Origin of the sequence: Bacillus sp. SIMBA_074 (assembly GCF_046534555.1) — a bacterium.
GTDB classification, from domain to species: Bacteria; Bacillota; Bacilli; order Bacillales; family Bacillaceae_G; genus Bacillus_A; species Bacillus_A mycoides.
This window is the reverse complement of record NZ_JAWRYM010000909.1, coordinates 1-252: the sequence shown is the minus strand read 5'-3', so window position 1 is coordinate 252 and position 252 is coordinate 1. Positions and strand designations below refer to the sequence as shown.

Annotated in this window: 1 protein-coding gene; it reads right to left on the bottom strand. The window is 48.0% G+C overall.

All coding sequences use genetic code 11. From position 1 onward, the window contains the following. A partial coding sequence (locus tag SB773_RS33405; RefSeq protein ID WP_410594744.1) for a rhodanese-like domain-containing protein occupies window positions 1-252 on the bottom strand: 252 nt, incomplete at both ends.

Sequence of the window (252 nt, the reverse complement as noted above, 5' to 3'; positions counted from 1 at the left end):
CGGCAAGCCTTGCTTCACCCACTCATCATAACCACCAGTCAGGTTGTGCACATTCTTGAAGCCGTTTGCTTGCAGAAAGCTCACGCCAATCGCAGACCTTTTCCCTGATTTGCATTGAACCAGAATCGGCTTGTCATGTGGCAATTCGTCTAATCTCATCGGAAGTAATCCAAGCATGACGTGCTTAGCTTCGGGTATTTGCCCTTCGACAAGCTCTTTTTCATAGCGTACGTCAAGAACATACAGGTTCCC